9 protein-coding genes are annotated in these 15,049 nt (G+C 63.9%); 5 read left to right on the plus strand and 4 right to left on the minus strand.

Going from position 1 to position 15,049, the window contains the following annotated elements; all coding sequences use genetic code 11:
- Positions 1-109: 109 nt before the first annotated feature.
- A complete protein-coding gene (locus P3S72_RS05000) occupies positions 110-538 on the plus strand; it encodes a hypothetical protein (RefSeq protein ID WP_247404656.1) in 429 nt (142 codons plus the stop codon).
- On the opposite strand, the gene P3S72_RS05005 is transcribed toward P3S72_RS05000, so the two are convergent.
- Both P3S72_RS05005 and cra read right to left on the minus strand, forming a co-directional pair.
- The gene (locus P3S72_RS05005) at positions 485-1,261 is read right to left on the minus strand and encodes a TatD family hydrolase (protein ID WP_247404653.1); all 777 of its coding nucleotides are present in this window, start codon (positions 1,259-1,261) and stop codon (positions 485-487) included. The genes P3S72_RS05000 and P3S72_RS05005 overlap by 54 nt on opposite strands.
- Positions 1,262-1,263: 2 nt before the next feature.
- The gene (cra, locus tag P3S72_RS05010) at positions 1,264-2,259 is read right to left on the minus strand and encodes a catabolite repressor/activator (RefSeq protein ID WP_253393368.1); all 996 of its coding nucleotides are present in this window, start codon (positions 2,257-2,259) and stop codon (positions 1,264-1,266) included.
- 295 nt (positions 2,260-2,554) lie between these two features.
- On the opposite strand from cra, the gene ptsP reads away from it, so the two are divergent.
- From ptsP to P3S72_RS05030, 4 genes are all read left to right on the plus strand, one after another.
- Positions 2,555-5,413 (plus strand): phosphoenolpyruvate--protein phosphotransferase, encoded by a 2,859-nt coding sequence (gene ptsP, locus P3S72_RS05015; protein WP_276196488.1) that lies wholly within the window; start codon positions 2,555-2,557, stop codon positions 5,411-5,413.
- Positions 5,414-6,355, plus strand: a complete 942-nt coding sequence (gene pfkB / locus P3S72_RS05020; RefSeq protein ID WP_276196489.1) for a 1-phosphofructokinase — start codon at positions 5,414-5,416, stop codon at positions 6,353-6,355.
- A gap of 11 nt (positions 6,356-6,366) precedes the next feature.
- Entirely contained in the window at positions 6,367-8,085 is a 1,719-nt protein-coding gene (locus tag P3S72_RS05025) for a PTS fructose-like transporter subunit IIB (protein ID WP_276196490.1), read from the plus strand.
- 191 nt (positions 8,086-8,276) lie between these two features.
- Positions 8,277-9,818: an alkaline phosphatase D family protein gene (locus tag P3S72_RS05030; protein ID WP_276196491.1), complete on the plus strand. Its 1,542-nt coding sequence runs from the start codon at positions 8,277-8,279 to the stop codon at positions 9,816-9,818.
- A gap of 238 nt (positions 9,819-10,056) precedes the next feature.
- On the opposite strand, the gene P3S72_RS05035 is transcribed toward P3S72_RS05030, so the two are convergent.
- Entirely contained in the window at positions 10,057-12,582 is a 2,526-nt protein-coding gene (locus tag P3S72_RS05035) for a sulfite reductase flavoprotein subunit alpha (RefSeq protein WP_276196492.1), read from the minus strand.
- A gap of 134 nt (positions 12,583-12,716) precedes the next feature.
- Positions 12,717-15,002 carry a TonB-dependent siderophore receptor gene (locus P3S72_RS05040; RefSeq protein ID WP_276196493.1) on the minus strand — a complete coding sequence of 762 codons (2,286 nt, stop codon included), beginning with the start codon at positions 15,000-15,002 and terminating at the stop codon, positions 12,717-12,719.
- Positions 15,003-15,049 lie beyond the last annotated feature (47 nt).

The raw sequence follows: 15,049 nt of genomic DNA on the forward strand, positions 1-15,049 counted from the left end.
AGTCTTTTACTGCTGTGGCGTTTGTCTTGATTTTGCGGCGCATCTTTTCTATCGGCGTGAATGGGTGAAAATTTGTTTCATCTGGTCACAGTCCCAAGGAGGCACGGCGATGATCGCTGTATTCGGCATCAGAGGGCACTGCGCCCGATGTGACATGACGTTTGAACTCAAGCCTTGGCAATTGAACGCGATTGCCATCGACGAGCCTTTTGAGTGCACGTATTGCCAGTCGGGCCTGCAGTTGCGTTGTCGCAAACAATTGCGTCAATTTCGCGCCCTGGACCAGTGGGCGCTGGTTCGCCCGAGCATGATCATCCTGACCTGCGCGACCTTGCTGATGGCACTGGTGGCAGAGTGGGTGGGTTTGCTCAGTATGATCGAGCAGCTCAACCTTTCGCTGGTGGCGGTGCTGATTCATTTCCTGGTGTTGCGCTATGCCCGTCATCGGCAACGCATGACCCTGAACCTGCAGGCCGTCAGCGCGCTACCAATTGAACAGCTCGCACGCATTGCGTGTGCTCGCCTGCGCCAGCGATAACGGGCTGAGGCCCATGCGCTCGGCCAACGCGGCGCAGATCTCGGGCAGGTGTTCCGGGCTGTTGCGCTGGCCGGGGTGCATGACGGGCGCCATGTCCGGCGCATCGGTTTCCAGCACCACGGCCTCCAGAGGCAGTTGCGCGAGTACTTTGTGCATGCGCAGCGCCTGCGGCCAGGTAGCGGCGCCGCCCAGGCCCAACTTGAAACCCAGCTTGATGTACTCACGCGCTTCTTCGCGGCTGCCGGCGAAGGCATGGATGATGCCGCCCCGTGGCAGGCGGATGCGCTTGAGGGTGGCGATCACGGCGGCATGACTGCGGCGCACGTGCAGCAGGGCCGGCAGTTGGAAATCCACGGCCAGCTTGAGTTGGGCTTCGAACAGTTGCTGCTGGCGTTCGCGGTCGAGGTGTTCGAGGAAGTAATCCAGGCCGATCTCGCCCACCGCGCACAATTGCCGGTGGCCCCGCAGACGGGTCAGCCAGTCGCCCAGGGCTGTCAGGTCGGCGGGGCGATGCTCGTCGAGGTACACCGGGTGCAGGCCGAAGGCTGCGAACAAGCCTTCATCGTCTTGCACCAGATCCCACAGCCGTTGCCAATTTTGCTGATACACCCCCAACACCACCATGCGCTGCACGCCGAGTTGGCGGCTGTGCGCGAGGACTTGCCGGCGATCGTTGTCGAAGTCCGGGAAGTCCAGGTGGGTGTGGGTGTCGATCAGCTCCACGCTCACACCTCGTGAATACGCTGCTTGAAGGTTCGGCCGATGGCGTTTACGCCGGGTTGATACTGCTGCTCTTCAATTGCGGCGAGGGCCAGGCGCAGCGCGGTGTCGGCGATCAGTTGATGTTGCTGGGCCATGGCATTGACCGGCAGCGGCAGGAAATCCAGCAACTGGGTATCACCGAACGTGCCCAGGCGCAGCGGCCGCGACTTGAGCGGGAAGTCATGCAGTGCGTCGAACACGCCTTGCAGCAGCACGTAGGACGTGGTCACCAGCGCGTCAGGCAAATGCCCCAGGCGCTGCAGCAATTGCTCCATCAGTTGCCGGCCGCAGTCGCGGCTGAACGCTTCGCCGTGTTCAACGATCACTTCACCGCCAAACCCTTGCAGCGCTTCACGGAAACCGGCGGCGCGCGCCTGGCTGATGCTCAGCTCGGGTCGCGCACCGATCAGCGCGATCTGCTTGGGCAGCGGTTGCAGCAGGCTGCTGGTCAGTTGCTGGCAGGCTTGGCGATCGTCGCTGACCACCGAGCAGAACTGCGCGGGGTCCATCTCGCGGTCGATGGCGATGACCGGCAAACCCTTGGCTTGCAGCTCGCGATAACTGTCATCGCTGGCCGGCAGGCAACTGGCAACGAACAGCGCGTCGCAGCGTCGGGCGCGGAACAGTTGCAGCAATTGGCGCTCGCTATTGGCGTCGTCGTCGGAGCTGGCGATCAGCAATTGATAGCCACGCGCACGCGCGCCCTGTTCCAACAACTTGGCAATCCGTGCGTAACTGGGGTTTTCCAGGTCCGGCAGGATGAAACCCAAGGTGCGCGTATGCCGACTGCGCAGCCCGGCAGCCTGAGGGTTGGGGGTGAAGCCATGGGCTTGGACCACCGCACGCACACGCTCGACGGTTGCGCTGCTGATGCGTTGCTGTTCGGCTTTGCCATTGATGACATAGCTGGCGGTGGTCACGGACACACCGGCGAGACGGGCGATATCACTGAGTTTCAAACCGGGATTTCCTTGTTTTTTAGAGCTTGCCCCGACAGTTTGTCCAATCGTAACCGATTACTGCAGACGACCAATGTCTCAGCTCAGGTGCCGAGAGGGTCTTCAAGGATGCGCAATTAACGCGTAATCTGCCATGCATTCTAGATTAAACGTTTCAGCAGGCGTATTTTTGCGATGTTCGCCACTGAGTGATTGCTGCCAACCGACTGCTCAGTCAGTTTGTGCGTGAACGACTTTAGACTGATTTATTCAAAACAATACCTAGTGCGCCCGCCGCACTAACTAGGAGAACGGCATGCTTGAGCTCACCATAGAGCAGATATCCATGGGCCAGACGGCTGTGGATAAATCTGCTGCCTTGCACCTGCTCGCTGACAAGCTGGTGGCCGACGGCCTGGTCGCCGAGGGTTATCTCAGCGGCTTGCAAGGCCGTGAAGCCCAAGGCTCGACCTTTCTCGGCCAAGGTATTGCGATCCCCCACGGCACGCCCGAAACCCGCGACCAGGTGTTTTCCACCGGCGTGCGCCTGCTGCAGTTCCCCGAAGGAGTGGACTGGGGCGATGGCCAGATCGTCTACCTGGCGATCGGTATTGCCGCCAAATCCGATGAGCACCTGCGCCTGCTGCAACTGCTGACCCGCGCCCTCGGTGAAACCGACCTGGGCCAGGCGCTGCGCCGCGCAGCTTCCGCCGAAGCGTTGCTGAAACTGCTGCAGGGCGCGCCGCAGGAATTGGCGCTGGACGCGCAAATGATTGGGCTCGGTGTGTCCGCCGATGACTTTGAAGAACTGGTGTGGCGCGGCGCACGCCTGCTGCGCCAGGCCGATTGTGTGAGCAATGGCTTTGCCGCCGTGTTGCAGCAGGTCGACGCGCTGCCCCTGGGCGATGGCCTGTGGTGGCTGCACAGCGAGCAGACCGTCAAGCGCCCGGGCCTGGCGTTTGTCACCCCGGACAAACCCATGCGTTACCTCGGCCAGCCGCTCAACGGCCTGTTCTGCCTGGCCAGCCTCGGCGAAGCGCACCAGACCTTGCTGGAACGCCTGTGTGCGCTGTTGATTGAAGGGCGAGGCCAGGAACTCGGCCGCGCCACCAGCAGCCGCGCGGTGCTTGAAGTGTTGGGCGGTGAGTTGCCGCCCGACTGGCCCAGCGCCCGCATCGCCCTGGCCAACGCCCACGGCCTGCACGCACGGCCAGCGAAGATCCTCGCGCAACTGGCGAAAAGTTTTGACGGCGATATTCGCGTGCGCATCGTCGATGGCGCGGTGGGCGCCGTGTCGGTGAAAAGCCTGAGCAAGCTGCTTAGCCTCGGCGCCCGGCGTGGCCAGGTGTTGGAGTTTGTCGCGGAGCCGGCGATTGCTGGCGATGCGCTGCCCGCGTTATTGGCGGCGGTGCAAGAGGGGCTCGGCGAAGAGGTCGAGCCGCTGCCTGCCGCGAGTGCGCAAGCCGCCGTTGTGGATCTCGAACCGGCGCTCAGCGCGCCGCTGGCCGGTAGCCAGATCCAGGCCATCGCCGCCGCCCCCGGCATCGCCATCGGCCCGGCGCATATCCAGGTGCTGCAACCGTTCGACTATCCGCTGCGTGGCGAGTCCTCGAGCATCGAACGCCAGCGCCTGCACGCCTCACTGGCGGACGTGCGCCGCGATATCCAGGGCCTGATCGAACGCAGCCAGGCCAAGGCGATCCGCGAGATTTTCATCACCCACCAGGAGATGCTCGACGACCCGGAACTGACCGACGACGTCGACACCCGCCTCAAACAGGGTGAAAGCGCCGAAGCCGCCTGGATGAGCGTGATCGAAGCCGCCGCCAAACAACAGGAGTCGTTGCAGGACGCCCTGCTCGCCGAGCGCGCCGCCGACCTGCGCGACATCGGTCGCCGCGTGCTGGCGCAGTTGTGCGGTGTCGAAACCGTCCAGGAACCGAGCGAACCCTACATTTTGGTGATGGACGAAGTCGGCCCGTCGGATGTCGCACGCCTCGACCCGGCCCGCGTCGCCGGTATTCTCACCGCCCGTGGCGGGGCCACCGCCCACAGCGCCATCGTCGCCCGCGCCCTGGGCATTCCCGCGTTGGTGGGCGCCGGCCCGGCCGTGTTGCTGCTGGCCGCCGGTACGCCGTTGTTGCTCGACGGCCAGCGTGGCCGCCTGCATGTCGACGCCGACGCCGCGACCCTGCAACGCGCCACCGTCGAACGCGACACCCGTGAACAACGCCTGCAAGCCGCCTCGGCGCAGCGCCATCAACCGGCCCTGACCCGCGATGGTCACGCCGTGGAAGTGTTCGCCAATATCGGCGAAAGCGCCGGCGTGGCGAGCGCGGTGGAGCAGGGCGCCGAAGGCATTGGCCTGCTGCGCACCGAACTGATTTTCATGGCCCACCCCCAGGCGCCGGACGAAGCCACCCAGGAAGCCGAATACCGCCGCGTACTCGACGGCCTCGGCGGTCGCCCGTTGGTGGTCCGCACCCTCGATGTGGGCGGCGACAAACCGCTGCCGTATTGGCCGATCGCCGAGGAAGAAAACCCCTTCCTCGGCGTGCGCGGCATTCGCCTCACGCTGCAACGCCCGCAGATCATGGAAGCGCAGTTGCGCGCGTTGCTGCGCTCGGCGGATAACCGGGCGCTGCGCATCATGTTTCCGATGGTCGGCAGCGTCGATGAGTGGCGCGCGGCCCGGGACATGACCGAGCGCCTGCGCCTGGAAATCCCGGTGGCCGACCTGCAACTGGGGATCATGATCGAAGTGCCGTCCGCCGCGTTGCTCGCGCCGGTGCTGGCCAAGGAAGTCGATTTCTTCAGCGTCGGCACCAACGACCTGACCCAGTACACCCTGGCCATCGACCGTGGCCACCCGACGCTGTCGGCCCAGGCCGATGGCCTGCACCCCGCCGTGTTGCAATTGATCGACATCACCGTGCGCGCCGCCCATGCCCATGGCAAATGGGTCGGCGTGTGCGGTGAGCTGGCCGCCGACCCGCTGGCGGTGCCGGTGCTGATCGGCCTCGGCGTGGATGAGTTGAGCGTGTCGGCCCGCAGCATTCCTGAAGTGAAGGCGCGGGTGCGTGAATTCAGTCTGAGCGAGGCCCAGAGCCTGGCCCAACAAGCACTCGCGGTGGGTTCGCCCGCTGAAGTGCGAGCCCTTGTGGAGGCCGTGTAGATGGCAAGGATTTTGACCCTGACGCTGAACCCGGCGTTGGACCTCACGGTACGCCTGGCGCGCCTGGAACCCGGTGAAGTCAATCGCAGCGAGACGATGCTGACCCACGCCGCCGGCAAGGGCGTGAATGTCGCCCAGGTGCTGGCTGACCTCGGCCATCACGTCACCGTCGGCGGTTTTCTCGGCGAGGACAACCCCCAGGCCTTTGAGGCGCTTATCGCTCGCCGTGGGTTTGTCGATGCGTTCATCCGCGTGCCCGGCGAGACCCGTAGCAATATCAAGATCGCCGAACACGGTGGCCGCGTCACCGACATCAATGCGCCGGGGCCGCAGGTCAGTGAGCAGGCACAGCAAGCGTTGCTCAATCAACTCACGTTGATTGCCCCAGGGCACGATGCGGTGGTGGTCGCCGGCAGTTTGCCGCGCGGTGTCAGCCCGCTGTGGTTCCAAGGCTTATTGGAGCAACTGAAAAACCTCGGCTTGAAAGTTGCCCTGGACACCAGCGGCGAAGCCCTGCGCGCCGGGTTGAAGGCCAGCCCGTGGTTGATCAAGCCCAATACCGAAGAACTCGCCGAGGCCCTGGATTGCCCGACGGACTCCGTCGACCAACAGGCCCAGGCCGCCGAGCGTTTGCATGCCGAGGGCATCGAGCATGTGGTGATTTCCCATGGTGCCGACGGCGTGAACTGGTTCAGCCCCGGCACGGCGTTGCATGCCACGCCGCCGAAGGTCAGCGTCGCCAGCACCGTCGGCGCAGGTGATTCGCTGCTGGCCGGGATGCTCCACGGTTTGCTCGGTTTCGATGTGCCCGAAACGACCTTGCGCCGTGCCACGGCAATTGCCGCGATGGCCGTCACGCAGATCGGGTTTGGCATCAGCGATGACGCGCAGTTGGCGCGTCTCGAAAGCGGCGTCCATGTGCGCCCGCTGACAGAACAATAAGAGGGTTTGTGATGAATTTAGCCATTGTTACCGCCTGCCCGAACGGCATGGTCACCAGTGTGCTGTGCGCCCGTTTGCTTGACGCCGCCGCGCAGCGCCAGGGTTGGAGCACCAGCGTCGAAGTGGTGGACGTGCAGCACCCGGAACGCCAGCTGTCCCAGGCCACGCTCGATGCCGCCGAGTGGGTGTTGCTGGTCAGCAGCACGCCGGTGGATATGCAGCGGTTTGTTGGCAAGCGCGTGTTCCAGAGCACCCCAGCCCAGGCCTTGCAGGACGTCGAGGCCGTGTTGCGCCGTGGCGCCGAAGAGGCCCAGGTGTATGTCGCCAGCCAAGCCCCGGTGGCGACGAAACAGGCTCCGCGGATTGTCGCGATTACCGCCTGCCCGACTGGCGTAGCCCACACCTTCATGGCCGCCGAAGCGTTGCAGCAGACCGCCAAGCGCCTGGGCTATGAGTTGCAGGTGGAAACCCAGGGTTCGGTCGGCGCACGCACACCGTTGAGCCCGCAAGCGATTGCCGAGGCCGACGTGGTGTTGCTGGCGGCGGATATCGAAGTCGCCACCGAGCGCTTTGCCGGCAAGAAGATCTACCGCTGCGGCACCGGCATTGCCCTCAAGCAAGCCGAAGCGACCCTCAACAAGGCCCTGGCCGAAGGCGTCGTGGAAAGCGCGGCGAGCGGCACGGTGGCCAAATCGGAAAAAACCGGGGTCTACAAACACCTGCTGACCGGCGTGTCGTTCATGTTGCCGATGGTGGTGGCGGGCGGTTTGTTGATCGCCTTGTCGTTCGTGTTCGGCATCCATGCCTTTGAAGAAAAAGGCACCCTGGCGGCGGCTCTGAAAACCGTCGGTGACCAGGCCTTCATGCTGATGGTGCCGCTGCTCGCGGGCTATATCGCCTACTCGATTGCCGACCGGCCTGGGCTGGCCCCCGGCATGATCGGCGGGTTGTTGGCCGGTACGTTGGGCGCGGGCTTTATCGGCGGGATTGTTGCCGGTTTCCTTGCCGGTTACTGCGTCAAGCTGATCACTCGCGCGGTGCGCCTGCCGCAAAGCCTGGAGCCGCTCAAGCCGATCCTGATCATCCCGTTGCTGGCGAGCCTGTTCACGGGCCTGGCGATGATCTATCTGGTGGGTCCGCCAGTGGCGCGGCTGCTCACCGGCCTGACCGACTTCCTCAGCACGATGGGCACCACCAATGCTGTGCTGCTCGGCATCCTGCTCGGCGGCATGATGTGCGTTGACCTGGGCGGGCCGATCAACAAGGCCGCGTATGCGTTCTCCGTCGGCTTGCTGGCGGCGTCCAGCGGTGCGCCGATGGCCGCGACCATGGCGGCCGGTATGGTGCCTCCGATTGGGATGGGTATCGCGACCTTCCTGGCCCGGCGCAAGTTTGCCCAGACCGAACGCGAGGCCGGCAAGGCCGCGATGATTCTGGGCCTGTGCTTTATCTCCGAAGGCGCGATTCCGTTTGCCGCCAAGGACCCGCTGCGGGTGATCCCGGCCAGCATCGCCGGCGGCGCGCTGGCCGGCGCCCTGTCGATGTACTTCGGCTGCAAACTGGCGGCGCCCCATGGCGGCTTGTTTGTGCTGATCATTCCGAATGCGATGAACCATGCGCTGCTGTACTTGCTGGCGATTGTCGCCGGTAGCGTATTGACGGGGCTGGTGTACGCGCTGATCAAACGCCCGGAAGCGGTGGAGCTGGCGGTCACCTCAGCCCAAGCCTGACGCAGATCCAAATGTGGGAGGGGGCTTGCCCCCGATGGCGGTGGATCAGTCAATTCATGGGTGACTGACACATCGCCATCGGGGGCAAGCCCCCTCCCACATTGCGATCTGCAGTGCCTTGAAGGCGGTGTCATATCGGCTTCATCCCCCTATGTTCTAGTTGCCCTTTTGATACTCAAGAGGGCACTTGCATGAGCCACTTCGATCTCAGCCGTCGCCGCGTAATGCAAGCGGTCGGCGCGGGCCTGTTGTTGCCGGGGCTGGCGCCGGCGGTGATTGCCTCGGTCAAGGACCGGCCGCAACTCACCGATGGCGTGCAGTCCGGCGACCTGCTCGGCGACCGCGCAATGATCTGGAGCCGCAGCGACCGCCCGGCGCGGATGGTGGTGGAGTGGGACACCCGCAGTGTGTTCAGCAACCCCCGCCGATTTGTCTCGCCGCTGGCCGACACCCGCAGCGACTTTACCGCCCGTGTCGAACTCACCGGGCTGCCCGCCGACCAGGCGATTTTCTACCGTGTGCAGTTCGAGGATGCCCAGACCGGCGTCGCCAGCGAGCCCTGGTTCGGCCACCTGCGCAGCGTGCCGCAACAGCGTCGTGATATTCGTTTTGTGTGGAGCGGCGACACCGTCGGCCAAGGCTTCGGCATCAACCCGGACATCGGCGGCATGCGCATCTACGAAGCCATGCGGTTGCGCCTGCCGGACTTTTTTATCCACAGCGGCGACACCATCTACGCCGACGGCCCGGTGCCGGCGCAACTGACTACCGAGAGCGGGCGCATCTGGCGCAACATCACCACCGAGGCCAAGAGCAAAGTCGCTGAAACCCTCGATGAGTATCGCGGCAATTACCGCTACAACCTGCTGGATGAAAACGTGCGGCGCTTCAACGCCGAAGTGCCGCAGATCTGGCAGTGGGACGACCACGAGGTGGTGAACAATTGGTCGCCGAGCAAGCAGCTCGATGAGCGTTACCAGACCCGGGACATCAACACCCTGGTCGGCCGTGCGCGTCAGGCCTGGCTGGAATATTCGCCCATGCGTCGACAAAGCGCCGACGGCGGCGGGCGGATCTATCGCAAGCTCAGTTACGGCCCGCTGCTGGATGTGTTCGTGCTCGACATGCGCAGCTATCGCGGGCCCAACGATGACAACCTGGGCGGCGCAAAACCCTTCCTCGGCCGAGAGCAACTGGACTGGCTCAAGCGCGAACTCAAGGCGTCCCAGGCGCAATGGAAGGTGATCGCCGCCGACATGCCCATCGGCCTCGGCGTGCCTGACGGCGAAGTCAGCCCAGGTGTGCAGCGCTGGGAAGCGATCGCCAACAACGACCCCGGCCCGGCCCAGGGCCGCGAATTGGAAATCGCCGAGCTGCTCGGGTTTCTGCGCGCGCAGCAGGTGCGCAACCATGTGTGGTTGACGGCGGATGTGCATTACTGCGCGGCGCATCACTACCACCCCGATCGTGCAGCGTTCCAGGACTTCGAGCCGTTCTGGGAGTTTGTCGCAGGGCCGCTGAATGCGGGGAGCTTCGGGCCCAATCCGCTGGATAAAACCTTTGGCCCGCAGGTGGTGTTCGAAAAAGCACCGCCGGCGCAGAACACGTCGCCGTTTGCCGGGTTCCAGTTTTTTGGCGAAGTGCAGATCGATGGGCAGACGGCAGAATTGACGGTGATGCTGCGCGATCTGGATGGGGTTTCAGTGTTCGAGCAAAAGCTGCAACCGGTCTGATTTGGAAAGCAGCCAACACTAATTTGGAAAGCAGTCAAAACTGATTTGGAATGCAGTCAAAAACTGATTTGGAATGCAGTCAAAAACTGATTTGGAATGCAGTCAAAACTGTGGGAGGGGGCTTGCCCCCGATGGCGGTGGGTCAGTAACCCATGAATTGACTGATACACCGCCATCGGGGGCAAGTCGAACCGTCGCACCGCCCCTCCCACATGGGTTCTTCAGTGTTTGCAGGATCTCAGTAGACATCCCGGCGATAGCGGCCCTGCTCGATCAAGCGCTCCACCGTCTCGCTGCCCAGCACCTCATGCAGCACCTGATCCACCCCCGCAGCCATCCCCTGCAAACTGCCACACACATAGATCGCCGCACCGTCCGCCAGCCATCGCCGCAACACGTCCGCCGATTCGCGCAGGCGATCCTGTACGTAGATCTTTTCCTCCTGGTCGCGGGAAAACGCCAGGTCCAGCAGCGCCAGGTCACCGCTGGCCAACCAGCCTTGCAGTTCGTCCTGGCACAGGTAGTCGTGGGCGATTGTGCGTTCGCCGAACAGCAGCCAATTGCGCTGCTGGCCATCGGCAATGCGCGCCTTGAGCAAGCTGCGCAAACCGGCCAGGCCAGTGCCGTTGCCCAGCAGGATCAACGGCGCAGGTGCGTCCGGCAGGTGGAAACCACTGTTGCGGCGCAAGCGCAGGGTGATGCTTGAGCCGAGGGCCGCGTGTTCGGTCAGCCAGCCCGAGCCCAGGCCGAGTGTGCCGTCTGGATGACGTTCCTGGCGCACGATCAACTCCAGCACGCCGTCGCTGGGAATCGAGGCGATCGAGTATTCGCGCATGCCCAGGGGCGCCAGCGCGTTCACCAGCGCCTGGGCATGCAAGCCCACCAGATGGGCGCGGTTGTCCGGCAGTTGGCGGGTGGCCAGGGCCTGGTCGAGGGTGTGGGCCAGGCCGTCGATCAGCACGCTTTCGCGGCTGGCCAAGCCCAGGCCCTCGAGGAACTGCGTAATGGCCCCGGTGCTGTTGCGCGGCAGGATTTCCACCAGGTCGCCGGCCGTCCAGCTTTGCCCTGACGGCGCGCTCAGCGCCAGCAGGTACACAGCCGAACCGACACTGCCAGGATTGAGCAAGGTGCGCTGGTTCAAGCTGCAGTTTTCATACTGTGCGCTCGGCCACGCCGCTGTCGGCGCATGCCCGGTGAGTTGGCCCAGCTGTTGTTGCCAGTGCAGCAGGGCGTCGGTGTCGCCGCTGTCGACTTCCACGGGGGCGAACAATGGGTTGCCGCCCTGGTGGGTCAGCCAGAAATGCAGGCGCCGGGCAAAGCCGCAGAAGTGCGTGTACTGGCGATCGCCGAGGGCCAGTACCGAGTAGTTCAAGCCCTTGAGGGACAGGTCCTGGCCGAGCACGCTGCGCTCGAAGCCTCGGGCGCTGTCGGGCGCTTCGCCGTCGCCGAAGGTGCTGACCACGAACAGCGCATTTTCTGACTGGCGCAGTTGGTCCTGGCTGACGCTGCCCAGCGGCTGCACGTTGACCGGCAAGCCGGCCGCCTGCAATTGCCCGGCGGTCTGCCAGGCCAGTTGTTCGGCAAAACCGCTCTGGCTGGCAAAGCCGATCAGCCACGCCGGCGCGTGACTGTGATTGGCGCTGAGGCTCTCGCGGGCATTGCGTACCTGACGCTTTTTACGGCGGCGGTCGAGGTACAGCAACCAGCCGGTGATGAAGAACAGCGGCATGAGCAGCGAGCTGACGGTGAGGATGATCCGCCCCACCAGGCCGAAGTAACTGCCGGTGTGCAGTGCATAAATGCTGGTCAGCAATTGAGCCTTGAGGCTTTTGCTGGCGTAGCGGTCGTGGGATTTCACCTCCCCGGTCGCAGGGTCCAGGTTGATCTGGTTCAGCGCGCGGTCGTGGGGCGAATCTTTCAGCAGGTAAAACACCGTGGCCGGCTGCCCGGCGACCGCTGGCATGCGGATGTTGTAGGCGCTCAAGCGTGGGCCGGCGCTGCTGTAGATGCTGCTCCAGATCGCCTCGTAGTTGGCCACCGGCGCCGGGCCTTGCGGCGGCGGGCCGCGTTTGCGCATCCGTTCGTTCTGCGGGGCGTCGGACAGCAGCTTGGTAAGACCCCGGTTGTACCATTCGTAGGACCAGGACAGGCCGGTCAGCGCCGCCAACAGATAGAACAACAGGCACCAGGTGCCGAACACCGAGTGCAGGTCCCAATTGAAACTGCGGCCCTTTTTGCGCCAGTCCAGGGTCAGCCACGCGCGCCAGCTCGCCACCTGGCGCGGCCAGCGCAGGTACAAGCCGGAGAGACAGAAGAACAGCAGAATCAGCGTGCAGGCCCCGGTGATTTGCCGGCCGGTGTCGCCCATCGCGAGGAAGCGGTGCAGTTGCAGGATAAACCCGAACACGTCCTGGCCGACGGCGTCGCCCATGTAGGCGCCGGTGTAGGGATCGAAGTACCGCATCTGGCCGCGCCGTTCACCCGGCGGTGGGGTGAAGAACACGCGCGCGGCGCTGCCGCTGTCGGTTTCCACCCAGAGCATCGACACGGTTTTGCCTTCGCTGGCTTCGAGCTTGCGCACCAGCTCGGCGGGCGGCAGTACCCCGGCCTCGCGTTTTTCCACGCTCAGTACGCTGGGGTTGAGCGCACGCAATAGTTCATCCTGGAACGACACCGCCGCCCCGGTAATCCCCATCAAGGCCAGCACCAGCCCGGCAGTGATGCCGAAGAACCAGTGCAACTGGAACAGGGTTTTCTTCAACACGTCGGACCGCCTCGCTCATCTGGGTATCTGTAGCACGGCGCGCATTATGCCGTGGGTTGTCGAGAAACTTTGTTGTTTAGCACGCAAAAGCCCCACGCATCCGATGCGTGGGGCTTTGGTTTCTGGTTGACCGCTTAGAAGTGGAAGCTGGTGGTCAACAGTGCGGTGCGCCCGGCCGCCTGGTTGGCGAAGTGGGTCGAGAAGGCCTTGTCGTAGTAGGTCTTGTCGGTCAGGTTCTGCACGTTCAGTTGCAGGTCGACGTTCTTGGTCAGCTTGTAGCTGGCCATGGCGTCGTAGCGGGTGTAGGACGGTACATACACGGTGTTGCCGACATCGCCGTAGACCTCGTCGACATAGAACGCACCGCCGCCGATGGTCAGTTTCGAAGTGATGTCATAGGTGGTCCACAGGCTGAAGGAGTTCTTCGGCGTATTGGGCATTTGGTTGCCCTCGTTGGAACCGGCGCTGACGACCCCGTTGCGCCCGTTGCGACCGGCTTTGACCAGTTCGCTGTCGAGGTAGCTGTAGCCGGCGAACACTTGCCATTGATCCGTGAGTTTGCCGCTGGCCGAGAGCTCGATGCCGTCGACTTGGGATTCGCCGGCGTTCTGGTAGGTCAGGGCATCGACCAAAATGCGCGTGTTCTTCTTCTCGGTGCGGAACACCGCAGCCGTCAGCGAAAGGCGGTCGTGGAACAGATCCCACTTGGTGCCCAGCTCATAGTTGACGGTTTCTTCCGGTTGCAGGTCGCTGGTGGCGGCGCCGGCAGACAGTGGGTTGCCGTCGGAGCCTTCACCCACCAGGCCACCGGCCGGGGTTGCCGAGGTGGCGTAGGACGCATAGATGCTGGCGTTCTCCACAGGCTTCCAGACCAGGCCGCCCTGCCAGTTGAAGAATTGGCTGTCTTCCTTGATCTTGGTGCGCCCGGCAGCGGCGTTGGTGTTGGCCACGGTGTCGAAGGTGTCGTAGCGCAGGCCGACGTTCAGCAGCCATTTCGGGTCCAGTTCGATGGTGTCGAACACGTAGGCGCCGCGGCTGGTGGCTTTGGTGTTGGTGCCGTTGTAGTTGCGCGCGATGCTACCGGTCCAGGCGTCGTCTGGGTTCGGGTTGCTCAGCGAGGTGCATTGGCCGCCCAGGCTGCCTTTGGCCACGGTGCAGACCGGGTTGGCGTTGGGGCTGATGGTGTAGCTGCTGACACGGGTTTCTTCGCCGGTGAATTCGAGGCCGGTGGAGTAGGTGTTCTTGAAACCCAGCGCCTGGAAGCTGCCGAACAGGTCGGTCTGGTTGGTGGTGGTCTCGGTGGTCGACACGCGGCTGTTGGCGCGGCGCCACACGGTGCCGAACTTGTTGACGTTGAGTTTGCTGTCGTCCGGCTGCGTGAGGATATAGTCCTGGCCGGTGTTGCCATGGCGCAGGGTGTTTTTCAGCGTCATGTTGTCGTTCAGGTCATGTTCGACGGAGACCGTGCTGATATCGGCGCGGGTCTTGCGGAAGTCGCGGCTCTTGAGGCCGTAGAAGTTATTGCTGTCGCCGCCGTCGTTGGGTTTGTCGTGCACGTGGGCGGTGGCGGTCGCGGAGCCGTAGCCGTAGGGAATCCCCGAATCCGGCAGGTCGTCGCTTTCCATGTGGTAGTAGCTGACGTTGACGCGGGTCGGCGTGCCCAGGCCGAAGGTCAGCGACGGCGCCACGCCCCAGCGGTCGTAGTTCACTGCGTCGCGGCCGGCCACGTTCTGCTCGTGGCTCATCAGGTTCAGGCGGAACGCGGCGCTGTCGTCGAGGAATTGGCGGTTAACGTCGAGCACGTAGCGGCGGGTCTGGTCGGAACCGTAGGTGAAGCCGCCGTTGGTGAAGTCCCGCGCCTGGGGCGTCTTGCTCACCAGGTTGAGGCTGCCACCGGCCGAGCCACGCCCGCCGAACGAGGAGTTCGGGCCTTTGCTGACTTCGATCGATTCAATGTCGAAGATCTCACGGGTCTGGCCGCCGGTATCGCGCACGCCGTCCAGGTAGGTGTCGCCCTGGGCGTCAAACCCGCGGATGAACGGGCGGTCGCCCTGGGGGTTGCCGCCTTCGCCGGCGCCAAAGGTAATGCCGGGCACGGTGCGCAAAGCATCCTGCAGCGAGGTGGCAGCGGTGTCCTTGAGTACTTGCTGCGGCACCACGGTGACGGAGCGCGGCGTGTCCACCAGCGGCGCGGTGTATTTTTGCGAAGAGGCTTTCTCGACCTGATAGGAGGTGGCGTCCTGTTCTTCCCCGGTGATGCTGGTGGCGCCCAGGGAGATGCTGTTGCGCTGGCCTTTCTGTTCGGTGTCTTCGGCCGCTTGCGCCAGATGGGCGACGGAGCTGGCGCCGAGAGCAACGCCGATGGCCGAAGCCAGCAAGCGTGGTGAACTGGTAGGTGTTTTTAAGCAAGTGCGCGACATGACGTGTCCTTTCCCCAAGGATGTGAGGCCGCGGAATATAGATTGAA

This window comes from Pseudomonas sp. D3 (genome assembly GCF_029320995.1).
Lineage (GTDB): Bacteria > Pseudomonadota > Gammaproteobacteria > Pseudomonadales > Pseudomonadaceae > Aquipseudomonas > Aquipseudomonas paraveronii.